The sequence below is a fragment of the Larkinella soli genome (genome assembly GCF_003703975.1).
In the GTDB taxonomy this organism is placed as follows: domain Bacteria; phylum Bacteroidota; class Bacteroidia; order Cytophagales; family Spirosomataceae; genus Larkinella; species Larkinella soli.
On the sequence record NZ_QTJY01000003.1, the window covers coordinates 50,039 to 69,279 of the forward strand.

The following is a 19,241-nucleotide window of genomic DNA, read 5'->3' on the forward strand; positions in this document are numbered from 1 at the left end:
GGTACGGAGGGGGCTACAAAAAAAGCTGCCCTTGCAGACAGCTCCTCTGAAAATGAAATCGTAAAACCGTTACGCCTGCACTGCTTTCGGTTTCCGCTCCTTGATCCGGGCGGCCTTGCCCTGACGGCCCCGCAGGTAGAACAGACGCGCGCGACGCACCTTGCCCAGACGGACCAATTCGATTTTGTCGACGTTCGGTGACAGGATCGGGAAGATACGCTCGACACCGATGCCGTTGGAGATTTTACGAACCGTGAACGTTTCGCCGTTCGAGTTCGGGTTGCGACGCTGAATGACCGTTCCCTGGAAAACCTGGATACGCTCTTTATTTCCTTCGCGGATTTTTACGTGTACGTTTACCGTGTCGCCTGACTGGAAGTCCGGAAAATTCGTCCGGCGACCTGCATTGTCAGATTCGACCAGTTTAATTAATTCGCTCATGACCGTAGATATCTCTGGGGGGTATGAATTGCCAAATGAGCCGCAAATATAGGTAGTATTTCCCGTTTTATAAATACCTGAACGGAAATAAATTGCCAAAAAGGCCGATTTTTGGAGGATACGTTCGTTTTTAGCTATTTAGGCTCCTAAATGAAGATTCTGAACGTCGAACAACTCCGCGCCCTCGATCAATACACCATCGAACACGAGCCGATTGCTCCCATCAACCTCATGGAACGGGCCTCGCAGGCGTTTACCGACTGGTATACGGCCCGCTTCGACCGTGACCGGCCCGTGCGGGTGTTCTGCGGTCTGGGCAACAACGGGGGCGACGGCCTCGCCATCGCCCGGCTCCTGCTCCAGCTCGAGTACAACGTTCAGACGTACGTCGTCCGGTACGCTCCCCGCGAATCCGACGACTTCATGCACAACCACCGGCGGCTGAAGCTGATTTCGCCCATTACCTATATAGAAAGCGAAAAGGACATTCCGGTCATCCGGAACCGGGAGATCGTCATCGACGCGATTCTCGGCTCCGGTCTTTCCCGCACCACCGAAGGGCTGGTTCAATCGGTGATCGATGCGATCAACCACAGCCCGGCAACGGTCGTCGCCGTCGACATCGCCAGCGGCCTGTTCGCCGATACGGCCAACGGCCCCAATTCCACCATCCTTCTGCCCGACTATACGGTCACTTTTCAGCTGCCGAAGCTGGCATTTCTGCAGCCGTCCCTGAGCCGGTTCGTGGGCGAGTGGCATTTTGTCGACATCGGGCTGAGCCGGGCTTTCATCGAACGCACGCCGACCACCTATTTTTACACCGCCGAAAGTGAAGTGCGGCACCTGCTGCACCGTCGCGACCGCTATTCCCACAAAGGCTCCTTTGGTCATGCCCTTCTGCTGGTGGGCAGCTACGGCAAGATCGGCGCCGGGGTGCTGGCGTCGCGGGCCTGCCTCCGTTCCGGCGTGGGCCTGCTGACGGTTCAGACGCCCCGCTGCGGCTATCCGGTCGTTCAGACGGCGGTTCCGGAAGCCATGTGCCGGCCTGACCGTCACGAGCATATGCTGACGGGAGAGTCCGAAGTGGAAGGCCTGCCCCTGAAGGAGTATTCGGCCGTCGGGATCGGACCGGGCATCGGCACCGCCCCCGAAACCCTGGCCATGCTCCGGACGGTGCTGGCGGAAACCACCAAACCGATGGTGATCGACGCCGACGCCATCAACCTGCTGGCCGCCAACCGGGAACTGATCGCCAAAATTCCAAAAAACAGCATCCTGACTCCCCACCCCAAGGAGTTCGAGCGCCTGACCCGCCGTTGGACCAGCGATTACGACAAACTGGGGATCCTGCGCGATTTTGCCCAGCGCAATCAGTTCATCGTCGTCCTGAAGGGCGCGCACACCGCCATTGCCACCCCCGACGGAACCACCCACTTCAACTCGACGGGGAATCCGGGCATGAGCACCGGCGGAACGGGCGACGTGCTGACCGGTATTCTGACGGCCCTGCTGGCCCAGGGGTATGACCCCATCGAAGCCGCCGTCCTCGGCGTTTTCGAACACGGACGAGCCGGTGACCGTGCCGCCGAGGTGCGCGGACAAATCGGTCTGACGGCTTCCGACGTGGTCGATGCCCTTCGCTGGGACTAAGGATTTCAGGGTATTTTCCGGATTTTCACCTTCTTCTTCCAACCCTCCCGGCCCGCTCCGGGTCAACACTGTGTAATTACCTCGCCGGCAGTGTGGAATTCCATCCCCAATCCCTTTTCATTAACTAAATTTTTTCCCGTAGGATAGCGCATTAGCCACAAACTATTTTCTGCTTAAACCACTGAACATGAATAGCTAGCAATGGTTAAACTGCCCGGCGGAATCGTCCTGAGAGGGTATGGAACAGAAATTGCCGGATCCATCATCTGAAGCCTATCTACTCGTGCCGGAGAACCGGGGAATTACCCAATTTTCAAACCGCGTATTTCTACGCTTACCAGTACCACCTGAATTCCTGAATTTTGCAGTGCTATATCTTTCACCAGAACCTAAAAGGAACCATGAAGAACGTTATCCATAAAGAATGGAGGATGAACCGGCCCGGCCGCCGTTTTCGCTTTGAAATCGACCAGATTTCCCTGTTATCGGTACTGACCGTCATGATCTTCGTCTATATCCTGTTCCACTTCATTTATCCGATCATTTCCAAAGGTCTCCTCTGGTAAGGATCCGGTCTTAACAATCTGAATAAGAAAGGCTCCGCAGAAATTTCTGCGGAGCCTTTCTTATTCCATGGCGGTCATGCCCTCCCCCAGCGCCTGTCGAACCGTCGGTTTATTTCAGAAGCTGATACACCAGAAACGCCGAGACGTAGGCCAGCACGCTCATGTAGGCGAGCTGGATGGCGGGCCATTTCCATCCCCTGGTTTCCCGGTAGACGATGGCAATGGTGCTCATGCACATCATGGCGAAGACGTAGAAAATCAGGAGTGAAAAGGCCAGCGCGGGCGTAAACATCGGCCCGCCCGTTTCGGGATTGACCTCATTGCGCAGTTTCTCCTTGACGGTATTGGTGTTTTCGTCGTCGGCGCTGCCGATGCTGTAGATGGTCGCCATCGTTCCGACGAAGACTTCCCGGGCGGCAAACGAACTGATCAGGGCAATACCGATCTTCCAGTCATATCCCAGCGGTTTGATCACCGGCTCGATCACTTTGCCGAAACGACCCGCGTAGGAGGCCTCCAGGCGCCCGGCGGCCACCCGGTTTTCCAGCTGATCGGACGGCAGATCGCGGTACGACTGTCGGATACGGGTTTCGGCCTCCTCCATCGACTGACCGGGGCCGTAGGAGGCCAGCACCCACAGGATGACGGAAATGGCGAGAATGACCCGCCCGGCTTCCAGAACGAACGATTTGACGCTGTCCCAGACGGTCAGGCCCACATTGGTCCAGCGGGGCCACTTGTAGGTCGGCAGTTCCATGACGAACACGCTGCGTTCGCGCGCCCGGACAATCTTCTTGAAGACGTAGGCCGCTACGAGGGCCGCCGTCAGCCCCAGCAGGTACAGCCCCATCATCACCAGCCCCTGGAGGTTAAAAACACCGAGGACGGTTCGGGCCGGAACCACCAGCGCGATCAGAATGGTATAAATCGGCAGCCTGGCCGAGCAACTCATCAGCGGGGTGACCAGGATGGTGATGAGCCGCTCCCGCCAGGAACCGATGCTGCGCGTGGCCATGATGGCCGGAACGGCGCAGGCGACACCGGAAATCAGCGGCACCACGCTCCGGCCGTTCAGTCCGAACTGCCGCATGATGCGGTCCATGAGCACCATCACCCGCGACATATAGCCGGATTCCTCCAGCAGCGATACCAGCATGAACAGGAAGGCGATCTGCGGAATGAAGACGATGACCCCGCCGATGCCGGCCAGCACTCCGTCGGTCAGCAGGCTGGTCAGCGGCCCTTCCGGCAATCGTTCCTGAAGCGTTCCGTTCAGCCAGGCCACGCCCGAATCGATGGCATCCATGAAGGGCTGCGCCCAAGCGAAGATGGCCTGGAAGATCAGCAGCAAAACGGTCGCAAAGAGGGCGTAGCCCCAGAAGGGATGCAGCAGAACCCGGTCGATCCGCTGGCTCCAGGTCGACTGGCCCAGCGGCCGCTTATCGGTAACGACTTCCTTCACCACCTTCCCGATTCTCCGGTAGCGTTCGATGGTTTCGCGGGCCTGAAAGTCCTGTTCGTTGAACCGGTGTTTCTCGATCAGCGCGTCCAGCCCGACCCGCTGCTGCTGGTTCAGGAAGGAAAAGCCGTCGTGCTGAATCAGATACTGAAGAGCCACATAGTTGTTTTCGAGCCGATACTGGTTCCGGACGTCCGTAATCAGTCCGTTCAGTTCACGGGCGGGGTCGAAGAAGAGGCTTTCGGCATGAGCCGGTGTTTCGAGCAGGTTCCGGACCGCCTGTTTCAGCAGGTCGAGCCCCTCTCCCATCCGGGCATTGATCTTGACGACGGGCACGCCCAGTTGCATCGACAGACGCACCGCATTGACCTCCTGAAGCTGCTGCCGGGCGACGTCGAGCATGTTCAGGGCCAGGACGACTGGCACGCCGAGGTCGACGATCTGGCTGAAAAGCAGGAGGTTCCGGCTCAGGTTGGAGGCATCCACAACCACCACCGCCACATCCGGATAATCGCTGTGGGCAGGATTCGCCAGAATATCGGTGACGATCTGTTCGTCGAGGGATTTCGGGTAAATGCTGTAGACGCCCGGAAGATCGACCACCACGGCTTCGAGACCGGCGGTGCCGGCCTGCTCAGGCAGGGAGGTGAGGCCGGATTTCTTGTCGACCGTCACGCCCGGAAAGTTGCCTACTTTCTGGCGCAGGCCGGTAAGCTGGTTAAACAGAGAGGATTTACCGGAGTTCGGGTTGCCGACGAGAGCTATGACTGGTTTAGATTTCAAGGATGTAAAGCGTCAGAATGATTCAGGTGCATTCCGGAACGGGGATGCCCGCGCGGGGTCACTCGACCAGAATGGTGGATGCTTCCGACTTCCGCATCGACAGGCAGTACCCCGAAACGTTCAGGCAGATCGGGTCACCGAGCGGGGCCTTGCAGTGAAGGCTGATTTCCGCGCCGGGAAGGCACCCCATTTCAAGCAGTTTCAGGGACATCCACTGGTCACTGAACGACTTGATCACGGCTTTTTCTCCCACCTTTAAATCGGCGACGCTGCGTGTACTCATGCGAAACTGCCCGGCCACGGGACACCCATTATTTAGAATTATTACAAACAAACACAATGTTACGCCCGCCGGTTCGCTTTTCCAAACAAAGGGCCAAAAAATTCGGAACGCCGGCCGCCCGGCCCATAAACGACGGAAATAGTTATTGAAAACGAAACCATTCCCGCGAGCCCAGCCGGGCCGAATTTAGATTTTTCCCCGAAAAAACTGCCCCGGCGATCAAGCGGAACTGGCATTTGTGTTGTAATTTTGTATGTTAAAAGGACCACGGGGACGGACCCCGGTTCTCCTTTCGACCAATCGTAGGGTATATGGCCCGCTGCACAGGATGATGCGACAAATCGGCGTTTTGATGGAAAAGGAATTCCGGCTGGAGTGGCGGCAACGGTACGCGCTGAACGGAATGCTCCTGTACATCGTCAGCACCGTTTTCGTCTGCTTTCTGAGTTTCAGTCTGCGCCGGAACCAGCTGACGCCGATGGTCTGGAACGCGCTGTTCTGGATCATCCTGCTGTTTACGGCCATCAACGCCATTGCCAAGAGTTTCGTGCAGGAACGGGCCGGCCGGTTATTGTATTATTATACCCTGGCCAGTCCGCAGCAGATTATCATCTCGAAGATTCTCTACAACACGATCCTGATGGTGGTGCTGGCCGGTCTGGGCTTCAGCTTTTACACACTCGTGATGGGCAACCAGGTGCAGGACCTGCCGCTGTTTCTGGCCAACCTGCTGTTGGGGTCGGTCGGCTTTGCCGCTTCGCTGACACTGGTGGCCGGCATTGCCTCGAAGGCGGAGAACAGTGCCACCCTGATGGCCGTACTCAGCTTCCCGGTGGTGCTTCCTTTGCTGTTAATGCTGATTCGGGTGTCAAAAAATGCACTTGACGGACTCGACCGTAGCGTAAGTCTGGATGAAATAGGTACTTTACTGGCCATCGATGCCATTGTCCTGGCCCTGTCCTGGATGCTGTTTCCCTATCTCTGGCGGAGTTAGCCTCCGGGACGGCGGTCCGGTTTCAGGTAGAATATTTCCGATTTTTCAATCACGGTTTCAACCCGTGTTTATCTATGAAAAATAATTCGAAGGCAACCCGCTGGTGGAAAGCGCTGGCGGTTCTCATTCTGACCTACGTCATCGTTCAGGGACTGATCGGGACGGTGCCCCGGCAGCCGATTCTGAACGAAAGCATCCGGAACGTCTATTTTCACGTACCCCTGTGGTTCGGCATGATCATTCTCATGCTCACCTCGATGGTGTTCTCGATCCGGTACCTGCGCTCCGGCAACATGGACCACGACACGGTGGCCGTCGAGTTTGCCAATACGGCCATCCTCTTCGGCGTCCTCGGCTGTGCGACCGGTTCGGTCTGGGCCAACTATACCTGGGGTGAGCCCTGGCCCAACGACCCGAAAACGAACGGGGTAGCGGTGGCGATGCTGATGTATTTCGCCTACCTCATCCTCCGCAACTCGTTCGACGACGAACTGCGCCGGGCCCGGATTTCGGCAATCTACAACATCTTCACCTTTGCCGTGTTTATCCCGCTGATCTTCATCCTGCCCCGTCTGACCGACTCCCTGCACCCCGGCAACGGCGGCAACCCGGCCTTCGGTCAGTACGATATGGACAACCAGATGCGGGCGGTATTCTATCCGGCCATCATCGGCTTTACGCTGCTGGGCGTCTGGATTACCGAACTGCGGGTCCGGCTGAGAAGACTCAGGGAACTCACTGACGACATTCAGGACCCGCTGCCGAAAGCCCGCACCACGGCGGAATGATTTGATCCTTACTTTTGTTCCATAATCAGCCTTTCTGTTCGATATGATCAATAAACTAATAGCCCTTTGCCTGTTTCTTCTGCTGTCCGTCGGCGCCCGGGCACAGGAAGTTGAAATGGCGGACCAACTCCGTCAGGACGGCAAAATCTGGGTGGTTGTTCTGGTGATCGGCGTTACCTTTGCCGGTATTGTGTATTACCTCGTCCGACTGGATAACAAGATCAGTAAGTTAGAGAAAGAGATCAGAAAATGAAGAAGAGCCATATTCTCGCCATCATCGTCATCGCCATCGCCATCGGTATCATCGTCTCCACGGCCGGCGACGCCAGTTCCTACGTTTCCTTCAACCAGGCCGCCGAACTCGCCCAGGGTGGGGAGGCCGACGCCGTGCACGTGGTCGGGAAGCTGACCAAGGACACGCAGGGCCAGATCACCAACATGGTGTATCAGCCCCAGGTCGACCCGAACCATTTCGAATTTACGCTGGTAGACAACGAGAACCGGACCCAAAAGGTGGTCTACAACGCTCCGAAACCCCAGGATTTCGACCGTTCGGAGCAGGTCGTCGTGATCGGCACCATGCAGGGCGACCATTTCAAAGCCGATAAAATCCTGCTGAAGTGTCCGTCGAAATACCAGGAGAACAAACTGGAAACGAAGGAGTACGAAGCGAAAACCGCAAAACTGTAATGATTCATACCACTGTAGGCAATATCGGGCACCTGTTCGTCCTCATCTCGTTCGTGACGGCCCTGGTGGCGACGTATGCATATCTGAAAGCGGCCCTCGGCCAGGACGACCTTTCTGCGAATCAGGACTGGAAACGGCTGGCCCGCGGGGCTTTCTACCTGCATGGCATCGCCATCGTCGGCATCGTGGGCGCCCTGTTTTACATCGTTGCCAATCACTATTACGAATACCACTACGCCTGGAGCTATTCGTCGCGCTCGCTGCCGGCCGAATACATCATCTCCAGCTTCTGGCACGGTCAGGAAGGCAGTTTTCTGCTCTGGCTTTTCTGGAACGCCGTGCTGGGCGTCATTCTGATCAACACCAACAAGCGGTGGGAAGCGCCCATGATGACCATCTTCGCGCTGGTTCAGGCTTTCCTGGCTTCCATGATTCTCGGCGTCGTGTTCGGCGGCTCCATCAAGATCGGCAGCTCCCCCTTCCTGCTGCTGCGGGATGCGATGCCGGACGCCCCCATCTTCACGACCAACCCCAACTACGTTCCGGAAGACGGAAAGGGCATGAACCCGCTGCTCCAGAACTACTGGATGGTGATTCACCCGCCGACGCTCTTCCTCGGATATGCCACGACCCTGATTCCGTTCGCCTACTGCCTCGCCGGCCTCTGGCGCAACGAACCGAAGGAGTGGATGCGTCCGGCCCTGCCGTGGGCGCTGTTCTCGGCGATGGTGCTGGGCGTCGGGATTCTGATGGGCGGTTACTGGGCCTATGAAACGCTCAACTTCGGCGGCTACTGGAACTGGGATCCCGTCGAAAACTCGGTGCTGGTCCCCTGGATCGTGCTGGTGGCGGCCATCCACACGATGCTGATCGCCAAAAAAAGCTCGGCCGGTCTGAAGTCGGCCATCATCCTCAGCGTCGCGACCTTCATCCTGATTCTGTACTCCACCTTCCTGACCCGCAGCGGGATTCTGGGTAACTCCTCGGTTCACTCCTTTACGGACCTGGGGCTTTCCGGCCAGCTGCTGATCTATATGCTGGCTTTCGTATTTCTGGCCGGCGGGCTGATGGTGGCCAAATGGAAGCTGATTCCTTCCGACGCGGAGGAAACCTCCGTTTATTCGAAGGAATTCTGGCTGTTCATCGGCGCTACCGTGCTGTGTCTGGCCAGTTTTCAGGTGCTGGCCACTACCTCCATTCCGGTCTATAACAAGATCATGGAATCGTTCGGAGTGGTTTCCAACCTCGCCATGCCGGCCGATCAGATCGCCCACTACAATAAGTTCCAGACCTGGTTTTTCGCGCTGGTAGCGGTCCTGACGGGCGTCGGGCAGTATATCTGGTGGAAGAAATCCGGCAAGGGCAACTGGAACGCCCTGATCACCACGGCCATGGTTACGCTGTTCATCAGCGGGGCCCTGATCGCCTTCGGCCAGATCACCAAACCCGCCTACATGGCGCTGCTGACCACGGCGGTGTTTGCCGTCGTTGCCAACGGCACTATTCTCTGGGGCATCATCCGGGGCAATTACCGCCTGTCCGGCGGGGCCGTCACCCACATCGGGGTCGGGCTGATGCTGATCGGGGTGCTGTTCTCGTCCGGCTATTCGAAAGTCGTATCGATGAACAACACGGGGCTGATGATCTCCAACAGCGAGGATTACACCAAGAACGACAACAAGGAGAACAAGGAAAACGTCATCCTGTGGCTTGGACAGCCCCAGAAAATGAGCGGCTATATGCTGACCTACCGCGGCCAGCGTATCGAAATCCGCGACGTTCCCGGCTACGTTCCGCGCAACTGGGTAACCACCATCGACGGGGACTTCCACGGGATCGCCCTGCGCGACATTGAGCTGAACGGCAAGGTGTACCACAAAAAAGGCGACACGCTGGCGCTGCATCCCGAGAACACGTACTACGAGGTCGAGTACCGCGAACCGAGCGGCAAAATCTTCTCGCTCTACCCGCGGGCCCAGATCAACGAACAGATGGGCAACGGCGGTATCCTGCCTTCGCCGGACATCCAGCGTATGCTCGGGAAAGACCTCTACACCTACGTCAACTCGGTTCCCGACCCCAACAGCGAAGGCAGCTGGAGTCCTACGGAAACCTACCGGATCGCTCCGAAAGATACCTTTTTCGTGAACGATTACGTAGCCATCTTCGACAACGTGGTGCAGACCCGGGAGGTCGAAGGCACGCAGCTCGGCCCGAACGATGCGGCCGTCAAAGCCGTCATCCGGATTCTGGACAAGGAGCGGGAATATGTGCTGACGCCGGCCTTCATCATCCGGGACCGCATGGTGGGCCGCAAGGCCGAAACCAGCGAGGAACTGGGCCTCCGGCTGCAACTGAACGAGATCGACCCGCAAACCGGGCTGTTTACCTTTGCCGCCAATACCACCCAGCGGGACTATATCGTCATGAAGGCGATGGAGAAACCCCTGATCAACCTGCTCTGGCTCGGTACCCTGGTGCTGGTGGTCGGCTTCTCGATGGCGGCCTTCCGTCGCTACCGCGAATTCATCAAAATGCGCGATAAAGAAGCCGCGCCGGTGGTTGCCCGAAAAGCTTCGGCCGCGCCCCCTAAAGCCATCAGCCGGCAGTAGGCTCTTTCAGCCGGCAGGCCCGCCTTTTTCCGGGGCCTGCCGGTTGTCTGCCCCACACCCCCTATGAAAATCACGGAGACCCTTCTTATTTCCGCTTCCATCGGTTGTTTTATTCTCTGGATCATGGAGTTCCGGCGGACAGGCAGTTTTGGTGAACATTACTGGCTGATTATGCTGTGTCTCGCCTTTTTGCTCGGTTTTCAGTATGTTCGTACCCAGCGCCTGAACCGAAGCGGCCAGGGGCCGGTTGTCACCTTCAAACAACCGAAGAAAAAACCGACGCGCAAAAAGAAATCCTGATCGGATGGAATCCTATAGCATCTTGCTGGGTGCATTCATTGCATTGGTCCTGGCGGGGTTCTTCTCGGCCGTCGAGATGGCCTACCAGTCCGTCAACCGGCTTTATTTCGAACTCCACAGCAAGCAGGGTCCGCTGGGCGAAAAGCTCGTTTCGGCGTTTCTCAAGCAACCTATTCTCTTCGTCGGCACGACCCTGACGGGCAATACGCTGTTCCTGGTGCTGTACGGGGTGCTGGGCGTCACGGTGCTGAACCCGGTTTTGCGGGACTCCCTGCCCGACCCGCTGACCAATCCCATTTTTCTGATCATTCTGGAGACGCTGGTCCTGACGGTCCTGTTCATGCCGCTGGCGGATTATGTGCCGAAAAGCCTGGCGCTGATCCACCCCGACGCGTTTCTGGAACGGCTGGCCATTCCGATCTGGATCATCTACCAGGCCATTGCCCCGCTGGTGAGGCTGATGGTCTGGCTGACCCGAAAAATCGTGCAGATCATTCCGGGAAGCCGGTACTCCGAAATCCGGCCGGTGTTCGGGCTGATCGACCTCAACCACTACCTTCAGGAGGTCAATCAGCAGAAGCAGACCGACGATACCGAGGAGGAGATCGCCATCGACACCGACATTCTGAACAACGCCATCGAATTCCGGAATGTCGCCGTGCGCGACTGTATGATCCCCCGCACCGAAATTTCGGCCATCGAGATCGACGACACGATCGAGAACCTCCAGAAAGCTTTTCAGGATAGCGGCCATTCCAAGATCGTCGTCTACCGCGACAATCTGGACGATGTGATCGGCTACTGCCATGCCCTGGCGCTGTTCAAAAAGCCGGAAACCATCGAATCCATCCTGACGCCGATCCGGGTGGTCCCCGAGAGCATGCCGGCCCGGCTGCTGCTCGAAAAATTCCTGGCCGAACGGAAAAGCCTGGCGCTGGTGGTCGATGAGTTCGGCGGAGCCTCGGGGCTCGTCAGCGTGGAGGACCTGGTGGAGCAGATTTTCGGGGAGATTCAGGATGAATACGACACGAACGAGGACTGGACCGAACGGGCGCTGGAAGAAAACACCTGGCTCCTAAGCGCCCGGCACGAAATCGAATACCTGAATGAAACCTACGGCTGGAAAATCCCCGAGGGCGACTATGACACCCTCGGCGGGCTCATCCTGTCGGTCAACGAGCGCATCCCGGAGGTCAACGACGTCATTGAAATGCCGCCTTTCACCTTCACGGTCCTTTCCATGAATGAAGCCCGCATTGATCTGGTGAAGGTGCAGGTGAACCCCTCTGAGGTCGAATAATTCAGCCCTGCTCGAACCAGGCCCGGAACTGGGCCGCCTTCTCCTTACTGATCGTCACTTCCTCATGCAGCGGTTTTTTCAGAGAAACGATCAGCTTCCCGCTGTAATGAGATTGATAGCCGGCGATGGCGTTCAGGTTCAGCAGGTACTGGCGGTTGGCCCGGATAAAGACGTTGGGGTCGGTGAGTTCCTCCAGCTCATCGAGGGAGTGATAGTCGGTCACGAGCTTCTGGCCGTCGGCCGTATACAGATAAATCAGTTCATTCCGGCAGAAATAGCCCACCTCTTCCTCCCGCACCGGCACGATGTTCCGGAGGTAATGGGCCGTAAACCGGTGTTTGTATTTCCGGGCCGTACCCGACACGTCGGACAGCAGGTCCCGCAGCTGCTCCCGGAAATCCGTCGAAATGCCGCCCTGCTGCCAGCGGTGGAATTTCTCGAAAGCCGCCCGGAGTTCTTCCGGCTCGATGGGTTTCAGCAGGTAATCGACGCTGTTGAGCTTGAAGGCCCGGATGGCGTATTCGTCGTAGGCCGTCGTAAAAATGATGGGGCAGCGAGGGTTCGTTTCCCGGTAAATATCGAAACTGACTCCGTCCGACAGCTGGACGTCGGACAGGATCAGGTCCGGCTCGGGGTGGTGTTCGAACCAGTCCAGGGCGGATTTCACACTCGCCAGCGGGCCTTCCAGCCGGGCTTCGGGTTCCAGCTGCCGCACCTGTCTTTCCAGCGTTTTGGCGACCAGCGGCTCGTCTTCGATCATCAGAATGGTCATCGGCTATTCAATCGAAAAAAGGGGTTGAACAAACATTCGACATCGACGGGAAGTTAATCTTTCAACTGACCATTATTGACCCGATTATGATCACCAACGATGAAATTACGGACGTTCTGAACGACCTGGTAAAAATCAACAACGACCGGATCAACGGCTTCGAAAAGGCCGCCGAAGATATCGAGGACCCGGCCCTGGCCGACCTTTTCCGCCAGCTCACTACCCAGAGCCGCAAATTCCGCAGCCAGATCGCCGACGACATCGTCCGCATGGGCGGAACCGTGCCGGGTGTCGAGGAAACGAGTGCCGGCAGCAAGCTGCACCGGGCCTGGATCGACATTAAATCCACCTTTACGGGCCATGACCGCAACGCCGTCCTGGACTCCTGCGTATTTGGAGAAAACGCGGCCGTCGAGGAATACGAGGAAGCCCTGGACGAAGAAGATCTCCCGGGCTACATCCGTGAAACCCTGAGCAGTCAGCTCTCCGAACTGCGGGCCACCCGCGACCAGATCGCGACGCTCCGCGACAACCTGTAAGCGCTCCGGCCCTTACGGTTTTCAGTAACCAACCAACCTGTGAATGCGGCCGGCCTGAACATCAGGCCGGCTTTTTTTGCCTCTTTTATTTGCGGCCCAGACTTTTGGCGAGGTCGTCGAGCACCGTCGACAGCTGTCTCAGCTTTTCCTGGGAACCATCTTCCGCCGTTTCAACGGCCTGCCGGGCCAGCTTCGCCAGCGAGTGCAGCGACTCCGCGATAGTCAGCGTTTTTCCCGACGCCAGCGCCTTTTTCAGTTGTTCCAGCTCGTCGGCGATGTCGTCCTGGACCCGATGGCCGGCGCCGAGTGCCCGAACCCACTGGTCGATAAAACTGTTGGCCATCGATTGCAGATGGCCCGGATCGCTGTTCAGCTCCCGGAGGGTGATATCCAGCAGGTGGTCGGCATTATGTGCCTGCGTCATAGGATTGAGGGGAATAATGAGTGGAATCGTTGAACGTTCCCAATGTACGACGTTTCGCCAATTCCTGGTCACCCTCCCACCTTCAAACTTATCTAAACCAGCGGAACACTCACCTCGAACTTTTCCGGCTTCTCCTCCACCTTCACGTTTTTATCGCTCAGGAAGTGATAGAGCGCCTTCAGGTTGGTAAGCCCCTGGCCGTTGGACGTATCGACCCGGGTTTTGCGCTGGAGGTTGTTCTCCACCGTCACGTAGTCCTCGTCGGCCCGGATGCGGATCGTCAGCGGGTGAGCCGAGTCCGCAATGTTGTGCTTGATAGCGTTTTCGATCAGGATCTGAAGCGTCACCGGCACGATGGCCTTGTCCGAGGCTTCCTCCGACACCGACACCTGTACGTCGAGCGAGCCGTTGAACCGGGTCTTCAGCAGCGAAATATAGTTTCGGATGAAATCCAGTTCGGTTTCCAGACTGACCAGTTCCTTGTCCTTGTTCTGGATGACGTACCGGAACACCTTCGACAGCTGCCGCAGAAACTGCGAGGCCAGGTCGGGGTTTTCGTGGATGAGGCCGTCGAGGGAGGACAGGCTGTTGAACAGAAAGTGCGGGCTGAGCTGGTTTTTCAGGTTATCGAGCTGCACCTGCACCTTCTCCTTCTCCAGCTGCGCGGCCCGCAGGGCGTTCTCCTGCCACTGTTTCAGAAAATGACTGGCGATAAAGCCCAGACAGATGACGGTGTTCGCCAGAAAAACCATGAGACCGATGAAGATCACCGTGATCTCGTTGAGCATCTTATAGGCGGAAGGAACCAGGTACGTGACGATGAAAAAGCCGACGGCGAACAGCAGCGTCTTCACCACCGACCAGGCCCCCAGCAGCTGGACCACCACCCGCAAAGCGATGTTCCGCTCGAAAGGCAGTCGCCGGTTCAGCCATTCGTTTAGTCCGTAGTGAAAAATCCAGATGAAGTGCAGCACCCCCAGCGACAGCACGAACATGGCGGCCTGCATCTGCCAGGAGATTTCCTCGAACAGCCAGTGCCGGACGAACAGACCCCAGACGGCGAACAGGAAGAGAAGGATTTCGACGTATTTATTGAACTTTATTTTCATGGCTTCCGATAATCATACCGTCCGACATCTCGATGACCCGGTCGCAGCCGGCAGCATAGTCGGGGTCGTGCGTGACGGCAATAATGGTCTGCTGGTTTTCGCGGGCAATTTCCCGAAAGATATCGAAAACGATCTGCGTATTGGTTTTGTCGAGGTTGCCGGTCGGTTCGTCGCCCATCACGATGGTGGGGTCGTTGATCAGCGCCCGGGCAATGGCGACCCGCTGCTGCTGTCCGCCGGAGAGCTTGCCGGCCGGCTTGTTGGCGTGTTCGGCCATCCCGATCATCTTCAGTTTCTCGTAGGCCCGGTGTTCCACCTCCTTTTCGGAATACCGCCCCAGCTTCAGGGCCGGAAGCATTACGTTCCGGATCGCCGTGAACTCCGGCAGCAGAAAATGAAACTGAAAGACGAACCCCAGGTGCTCGTTCCGGAAACGCGACAGGTAATCCTGACTGCGGCCGGTCACGGTTTCGCCGTTGATGGCGATGGTACCTTCATAGTCCGTATCCATCGTCGAAAGCAGGTACAGCAGCGTCGATTTGCCGCAGCCCGACTTGCCGACCACCGCCAGAAACTCCCCCTTCTCCACCTCGAACGTTACCTCCCGGAGCACCTGAAACCGGTCGGGTTCGTAAAAGTATTTGTTTAGGTGCCGTGCCGTTAAAACCTTTTCCATCAGCCTCTCAGGATTGATACCGGGTCCACCTTCGACGCCTTGCGGGAGGGAAAATACCCTGCCAGCACCGTCGTGACGACCCCGAACAGGATGCCCATGACGTAGTAGGCCGGCTCGAAAAGGACCGGAAACGTTTTTATGCTTAGAAAGTCGCCCGCATCGAACGGGGTAATCGACAATAAGTAGCTGAGCGTGAAACCGATCAGCAGTCCCAGCAAACCGCCCACCACACCGATGAACACCGCCTGAAGCAGAAAGATCAGAACGATGTCCCGGCCGTCGAAACCGGTCGCCTTCAGGATGGCGATGTCCTTGATCTTGTTGATCACGTTCATGTTCATGATGTTGTAAATTCCGAAGCCGGCCACGACCAGCAGCGTCATCGACACCACGAAGGTCATGACGTTCCGGATTTTCTCGCCCGCCAGAATGGCCGAGTTGGCGGTTGCCCAGTCTTCGGTATAGTAGCCGTACATGGCCCGGAGTTTTTTGCCGAAAGGAATGGCCTGCAGCGGGTCCACCATCTTGATGTGGATGTCGGTAATGTAACTGGCATCCTTCTGCAGGATTTCCTGGACGGTAGACAGGTTGGCGTAACTTTTCGTGTTGTCGAGCGTGCCGATTCCGAAGCCGAACGTCCCGATCACCCTCAGAATCATGGTGTTTCCCGACGGCGTCGCGATGCTGACCTTGTCGCCGGTCCGAACGTTGAGCTTCCGGGCCAGCACGTTGCCCATGATGAGGCCGTTGGGATTGCTCCGCAGGGCGTCGATCGAGCCGGACTTCAGCCGCGACCGGAGGTTATACAGGCGGTCTTCGCGTTCGATCTCGACCCCGGCGATGGTGCCCGAAATCTGGATGGGGCCGTTGTTGTAGAACACCTGCGTGCCGACCTGCGGAGAAACCCCCAGCACGCCCGGTTCACGCTCGATCCGCCGGGCGATGAGCAGACCGTTTTTCAGCCGGGCCAGCTGCTCTTTCGGCTTCTGGTGGTAGACCACGTTGAAGGCCGAATCGCCGGGATACAGCCGGTCGACGAGGCTCGGGCGCTGGGTGTTCACCTCGTTGTACATCCGGACGTGGGGACTGGCGTCGAGGGCCGAGTCCTCCAGAAATTGATTCACCCCCTGCATGAAGGAGATCATGGTGATGAACATGGCGATGCCGAACGTCACGCCCAGCATGGCGACCAGCGTCTGCCGTTTTTTGGACATCAGGTGCGTCCGGGCGATCTGGGAGGTGATGTGCAGATTCATAACCGGCTTCCGACCACGGTCGTATTTTCATCCAGGCCGCCTTTCACCTCCACGAGGTCGAAGTTTTCGGCGCCTTTCACAAATTTCACCTTTTTCTTCTCCCCGCCCTGCTCGACCCAGACGCTGTCACTACCGACCACGTACGCCTTCGGTATGGTCAGCACCCGGGACAGCTTCGTGATGATGATGTTAGCTTCGACCGTCAGGCCGTAGTAGGCGTCGGGCTGTTCCCCCACGAACTCCGCATCGACCCGGAACGACTGATCGACCCGGTTCAGCTTGGGATAAATCTTGGAAACCCGGCCCTTAAAAATTTTGTCGGGATAGACGTCGGCCTTGATCGCCACCTCCTGCCCGACCCGCATCTTCCCGAAATCACTTTCATCCACCGCCAGCTGGGCGTACACCGCCCGGCCGCTGCCGATCAGGGCCAGCTGATCGTTGCGCCGGACGAATTCTCCCGGCTTTTTGGTGACCTCGTACACCTTCCCGGCCACGAAACTTTTCACGCGGGTGTTGCTTCCCTCCTCTTCGGTGGCCACGAACTGGCTCCGCGAATTCTGGAGATCGACAAAGAGCTGATTGCGGGTCCGCCGAAGGGCGCTCTGCCGGGCGGCATAGTCGTTCCGGGACGTCTGGTAGGCCAGCTGCGCCCGTTCCAGTTCCGCCTTCGAGGTGGCGTTCTGCCGGTACAGGTCCTGAAATCGGAAGAAATTGACCGAATCGTTTTCCAGGCGGGTCCGCGCGTTGCGGACCTGGGCCTCCTGCTCGGCCAGAACCGGCGAGTCGGGGCTCAGGTTCGACCGCGACTGCCGGTAGACGGCCCCGGCGGCCTGCTCTCTGGCCCGTTCAGTGATGCCTTCCAGCACGAACAGCAACTGGTTTCGGCTGACCGAGTCGCCCTCGCTGACCAGCTGCTGCTGCAGGACGCCGTCGGCATTGGCAAATACCTTGTACTCGTTGCGGGGATAAATGCTGCCGGAGGCATACACGGCTTCGGTCAGCTCGCGGTACGTCGGTTTGATGCCCTCCTCACCCCGGCGGCAGGCCCCGAACGCAAGCGCCACGACCGTCAGGCCGAATACCGTTCGGATGACGACCCGGTTTTTCATGCGTTTATTGTCCATTTCTGATGCGGAGAATCGTCTCATTGATAAATACGTTCGACAGGTTGTTCAGGTACCGGTTCTGAACGTTGAGGGCTTCGTTGAAGACGTTCAGATACTGATCGTAGGAAAAAATGCCCGCCCGGTATTTGATCAGGGCGATGCGGGTGTTCTGCTCGCTTAGTTCAAAGTTCCGGCGGTTCAGGTCCAGGGAGCCGACGGCCTGCGTATACGTATTCCGCAGATCGAGGTTATCCAGTTCGGCCTGATTCAATGCGTACTTCAGCTCGGTTTCCGCCTGTTGAATCCGCAGCCGCGCCCGGGTCAGGTTGGCCGTCCGCAGCCCGCCCGTGTAGATCGGAATATTCAGTTGAAGGCCGGTGATGCCGATGGGAAACCATTTTTTAGTGAAATCGAGAAAATCGAACTCCTTGCGCTGGGCCTGCTGCGAATACCGGATATAGGCCGAAAGCGTCGGGCGCCGTAGGGCGTTTTCCCGGTCGAGCTGAAGGCGGTACAGTTCCAGCTGCGACCGCCGGAGAATCACCTGCGGCCGTTCGGTGCCGGCTCCCGTAATGCCCTCAATATGGGGTGCTTCCGTCGAGAAGCTCTGTTCCAGAACGAGCGAATCGCCGGTGGTGAGTCCGACCAGGATTTTCATTTGGTTGAGGTTCCGGATAAAGCTCAGTTCATTCTGGCGAAGCACGTCCTCGCTGGTCAGGGCGATGGATTGCAGCCGGTTGAACTCCAGCGGTTCGATCTGCCCCTTGTCGAGCCGCCGGCGGGCAATGGTGACGATGGTATCGGCGTTGGCCGCGTTCCGGCGGGCGATGTCGATGGCCGCCCGGGTCAGCAGGGTGGCGTGGTAGACGCGGGCCACCTGGGTCGAGATTTCATCCTGCAACACCAGGTTCTGGTTGTCGAGGATCAGGAGGTTCCGGCTGGTCAGGCCGAGGTCCAGCCGGGCGGCCCGGTTCAGCAGGGGGGCCGTCACCTCGGCCCCCGCCGTCAGGTTAAACGGCACCCCGAACTGGATGGTCCGGAATTCGCCGGGCTGCCCGCCCAGAAACTCGGCCGGGATCAGCTGGGTGGGAAGGGAATAATTGTAATCGAAATTGGCAAAGGCCCGGGCGGTGGGCAGCAGGGCTGAACGGGCCGCCTGCCGCTGGAGGTCCTGGGCGGCCCGGTTCTGCCGGGCGATGACCAGCTCCGGGTTCCGTTGCCGGGCCAGCTGAATGGCCTCCTGAACGCTCCGGATCACGGTCTGGGCGCCCAGCCGAGGGCCGGTCAGCAACAGCAGCAGCAAACACAATTTTTTCATGAGTGAATTTTAATTCCCATACAAAGGAAAAATCACCCGGAAAAGAACGCTTTTTTAATTCGGCGAAGCGGAAAAAACCGGCCGCGAGCCGGTTTACCTGACCGGTGAATCCACTCATAAAAAAAGGCAACCCGGTTTAGGGTTGCCTTTTCTGGATCCGCCTTCGGACTGA

The 19,241-nt window shown here is 57.9% G+C and carries 20 protein-coding genes; 10 read left to right on the forward strand and 10 right to left on the reverse strand.

Annotated elements, in window-relative coordinates; genetic code table 11:
• Positions 1-69 precede the first annotated feature (69 nt).
• Complete coding sequence (rplS, locus tag DX909_RS09815; protein ID WP_128544998.1) at positions 70-441, reverse strand: 50S ribosomal protein L19; 372 nt, start codon at positions 439-441, stop codon at positions 70-72.
• A gap of 150 nt (positions 442-591) precedes the next feature.
• Here rplS and DX909_RS09820 point away from each other — a divergent pair, with 150 nt between their 5' ends.
• Complete coding sequence (locus DX909_RS09820; RefSeq protein WP_128544999.1) at positions 592-2,091, forward strand: NAD(P)H-hydrate dehydratase; 1,500 nt, start codon at positions 592-594, stop codon at positions 2,089-2,091.
• Between the two features lie 401 nt (positions 2,092-2,492).
• Positions 2,493-2,657 carry a hypothetical protein gene (locus DX909_RS29495; protein WP_164851242.1) on the forward strand — a complete coding sequence of 55 codons (165 nt, stop codon included), beginning with the start codon at positions 2,493-2,495 and terminating at the stop codon, positions 2,655-2,657.
• Between the two features lie 109 nt (positions 2,658-2,766).
• Here DX909_RS29495 and feoB read toward each other — a convergent pair whose 3' ends face one another.
• Both feoB and DX909_RS09830 read right to left on the reverse strand, forming a co-directional pair.
• Positions 2,767-4,899 carry a ferrous iron transport protein B gene (gene feoB / locus DX909_RS09825; RefSeq protein ID WP_128545000.1) on the reverse strand — a complete coding sequence of 711 codons (2,133 nt, stop codon included), beginning with the start codon at positions 4,897-4,899 and terminating at the stop codon, positions 2,767-2,769.
• Between the two features lie 58 nt (positions 4,900-4,957).
• Entirely contained in the window at positions 4,958-5,182 is a 225-nt protein-coding gene (locus DX909_RS09830) for a FeoA family protein (RefSeq protein ID WP_128545001.1), read from the reverse strand.
• Positions 5,183-5,534: 352 nt separating this feature from the next.
• Between DX909_RS09830 and DX909_RS09835 the strand changes: the two genes are divergently transcribed.
• The 7 genes from DX909_RS09835 (at position 5,535) to DX909_RS09865 (ending at position 11,866) form a co-directional block, all read left to right on the forward strand.
• On the forward strand, positions 5,535-6,176 hold the full coding sequence (locus tag DX909_RS09835; RefSeq protein ID WP_164851243.1) for a heme exporter protein CcmB: 642 nt from the start codon (positions 5,535-5,537) through the stop codon (positions 6,174-6,176).
• A complete protein-coding gene (ccsA, locus tag DX909_RS09840) occupies positions 6,164-6,964 on the forward strand; it encodes a cytochrome c biogenesis protein CcsA (protein WP_510186346.1) in 801 nt (266 codons plus the stop codon). Before DX909_RS09835 ends, ccsA (DX909_RS09840) begins: the two co-directional genes overlap by 13 nt.
• Before the next feature lie 43 nt (positions 6,965-7,007).
• On the forward strand, positions 7,008-7,217 hold the full coding sequence (locus DX909_RS09845; RefSeq protein ID WP_128545003.1) for a CcmD family protein: 210 nt from the start codon (positions 7,008-7,010) through the stop codon (positions 7,215-7,217).
• Complete coding sequence (locus tag DX909_RS09850; RefSeq protein WP_128545004.1) at positions 7,214-7,654, forward strand: cytochrome c maturation protein CcmE domain-containing protein; 441 nt, start codon at positions 7,214-7,216, stop codon at positions 7,652-7,654. Before DX909_RS09845 ends, DX909_RS09850 begins: the two co-directional genes overlap by 4 nt.
• Positions 7,654-10,266 carry a cytochrome c biogenesis protein CcsA gene (ccsA, locus tag DX909_RS09855; RefSeq protein WP_128545005.1) on the forward strand — a complete coding sequence of 871 codons (2,613 nt, stop codon included), beginning with the start codon at positions 7,654-7,656 and terminating at the stop codon, positions 10,264-10,266. The genes DX909_RS09850 and ccsA (DX909_RS09855) overlap by 1 nt, the downstream gene beginning before the upstream one ends.
• Positions 10,267-10,329: 63 nt before the next feature.
• Positions 10,330-10,566: a hypothetical protein gene (locus DX909_RS09860; RefSeq protein ID WP_128545006.1), complete on the forward strand. Its 237-nt coding sequence runs from the start codon at positions 10,330-10,332 to the stop codon at positions 10,564-10,566.
• A gap of 4 nt (positions 10,567-10,570) precedes the next feature.
• A complete protein-coding gene (locus DX909_RS09865; protein ID WP_128545007.1) occupies positions 10,571-11,866 on the forward strand; it encodes a hemolysin family protein in 1,296 nt (431 codons plus the stop codon).
• Position 11,867: 1 nt separating this feature from the next.
• On the opposite strand, the gene DX909_RS09870 is transcribed toward DX909_RS09865, so the two are convergent.
• Positions 11,868-12,638: a LytR/AlgR family response regulator transcription factor gene (locus tag DX909_RS09870; protein WP_128545008.1), complete on the reverse strand. Its 771-nt coding sequence runs from the start codon at positions 12,636-12,638 to the stop codon at positions 11,868-11,870.
• An 86-nt stretch (positions 12,639-12,724) separates the two neighbouring features.
• On the opposite strand from DX909_RS09870, the gene DX909_RS09875 reads away from it, so the two are divergent.
• Positions 12,725-13,177 (forward strand): ferritin-like domain-containing protein, encoded by a 453-nt coding sequence (locus DX909_RS09875; RefSeq protein ID WP_128545009.1) that lies wholly within the window; start codon positions 12,725-12,727, stop codon positions 13,175-13,177.
• 85 nt (positions 13,178-13,262) lie between these two features.
• On the opposite strand, the gene DX909_RS09880 is transcribed toward DX909_RS09875, so the two are convergent.
• The 6 genes from DX909_RS09880 to DX909_RS09905 all read right to left on the reverse strand — a co-directional run bounded on the left by DX909_RS09880 (position 13,263) and on the right by DX909_RS09905 (position 19,069).
• On the reverse strand, positions 13,263-13,601 hold the full coding sequence (locus DX909_RS09880) for an alpha/beta hydrolase family protein (RefSeq protein WP_128545010.1): 339 nt from the start codon (positions 13,599-13,601) through the stop codon (positions 13,263-13,265).
• Between the two features lie 92 nt (positions 13,602-13,693).
• Positions 13,694-14,710 carry a sensor histidine kinase gene (locus DX909_RS09885; protein ID WP_128545011.1) on the reverse strand — a complete coding sequence of 339 codons (1,017 nt, stop codon included), beginning with the start codon at positions 14,708-14,710 and terminating at the stop codon, positions 13,694-13,696.
• Positions 14,691-15,386, reverse strand: a complete 696-nt coding sequence (locus DX909_RS09890) for an ABC transporter ATP-binding protein (RefSeq protein ID WP_128545012.1) — start codon at positions 15,384-15,386, stop codon at positions 14,691-14,693. Before DX909_RS09890 ends, DX909_RS09885 begins: the two co-directional genes overlap by 20 nt.
• Entirely contained in the window at positions 15,386-16,642 is a 1,257-nt protein-coding gene (locus DX909_RS09895) for an ABC transporter permease (protein ID WP_128545013.1), read from the reverse strand. Before DX909_RS09895 ends, DX909_RS09890 begins: the two co-directional genes overlap by 1 nt.
• Positions 16,639-17,754: an efflux RND transporter periplasmic adaptor subunit gene (locus DX909_RS09900; protein ID WP_128545358.1), complete on the reverse strand. Its 1,116-nt coding sequence runs from the start codon at positions 17,752-17,754 to the stop codon at positions 16,639-16,641. Before DX909_RS09900 ends, DX909_RS09895 begins: the two co-directional genes overlap by 4 nt.
• Positions 17,755-17,758: 4 nt before the next feature.
• The gene (locus tag DX909_RS09905; RefSeq protein ID WP_128545014.1) at positions 17,759-19,069 is read right to left on the reverse strand and encodes a TolC family protein; all 1,311 of its coding nucleotides are present in this window, start codon (positions 19,067-19,069) and stop codon (positions 17,759-17,761) included.
• Positions 19,070-19,241 lie beyond the last annotated feature (172 nt).

What these genes read in the sequence shown, in the direction of transcription:
- rplS (WP_128544998.1), bottom strand. Translation starts at nt 441, where the DNA reads ATGAGCGAATTAATTAAACTGGTCGAATCTGACAATGCAGGTCGCCGG.
- DX909_RS09820 (WP_128544999.1), top strand. Translation starts at nt 592, where the DNA reads ATGAAGATTCTGAACGTCGAACAACTCCGCGCCCTCGATCAATACACC.
- DX909_RS29495 (WP_164851242.1), top strand. Translation starts at nt 2,493, where the DNA reads ATGAAGAACGTTATCCATAAAGAATGGAGGATGAACCGGCCCGGCCGC.
- DX909_RS09830 (WP_128545001.1), bottom strand. Translation starts at nt 5,182, where the DNA reads ATGAGTACACGCAGCGTCGCCGATTTAAAGGTGGGAGAAAAAGCCGTG.
- DX909_RS09835 (WP_164851243.1), top strand. Translation starts at nt 5,535, where the DNA reads ATGGAAAAGGAATTCCGGCTGGAGTGGCGGCAACGGTACGCGCTGAAC.
- DX909_RS09845 (WP_128545003.1), top strand. Translation starts at nt 7,008, where the DNA reads ATGATCAATAAACTAATAGCCCTTTGCCTGTTTCTTCTGCTGTCCGTC.
- DX909_RS09850 (WP_128545004.1), top strand. Translation starts at nt 7,214, where the DNA reads ATGAAGAAGAGCCATATTCTCGCCATCATCGTCATCGCCATCGCCATC.
- ccsA (WP_128545005.1), top strand. Translation starts at nt 7,654, where the DNA reads ATGATTCATACCACTGTAGGCAATATCGGGCACCTGTTCGTCCTCATC.
- DX909_RS09860 (WP_128545006.1), top strand. Translation starts at nt 10,330, where the DNA reads ATGAAAATCACGGAGACCCTTCTTATTTCCGCTTCCATCGGTTGTTTT.
- DX909_RS09865 (WP_128545007.1), top strand. Translation starts at nt 10,571, where the DNA reads ATGGAATCCTATAGCATCTTGCTGGGTGCATTCATTGCATTGGTCCTG.
- DX909_RS09870 (WP_128545008.1), bottom strand. Translation starts at nt 12,638, where the DNA reads ATGACCATTCTGATGATCGAAGACGAGCCGCTGGTCGCCAAAACGCTG.
- DX909_RS09875 (WP_128545009.1), top strand. Translation starts at nt 12,725, where the DNA reads ATGATCACCAACGATGAAATTACGGACGTTCTGAACGACCTGGTAAAA.
- DX909_RS09880 (WP_128545010.1), bottom strand. Translation starts at nt 13,601, where the DNA reads ATGACGCAGGCACATAATGCCGACCACCTGCTGGATATCACCCTCCGG.
- DX909_RS09885 (WP_128545011.1), bottom strand. Translation starts at nt 14,710, where the DNA reads ATGAAAATAAAGTTCAATAAATACGTCGAAATCCTTCTCTTCCTGTTC.
- DX909_RS09890 (WP_128545012.1), bottom strand. Translation starts at nt 15,386, where the DNA reads ATGGAAAAGGTTTTAACGGCACGGCACCTAAACAAATACTTTTACGAA.
- DX909_RS09895 (WP_128545013.1), bottom strand. Translation starts at nt 16,642, where the DNA reads ATGAATCTGCACATCACCTCCCAGATCGCCCGGACGCACCTGATGTCC.
- DX909_RS09900 (WP_128545358.1), bottom strand. Translation starts at nt 17,754, where the DNA reads ATGAAAAACCGGGTCGTCATCCGAACGGTATTCGGCCTGACGGTCGTG.
- DX909_RS09905 (WP_128545014.1), bottom strand. Translation starts at nt 19,069, where the DNA reads ATGAAAAAATTGTGTTTGCTGCTGCTGTTGCTGACCGGCCCTCGGCTG.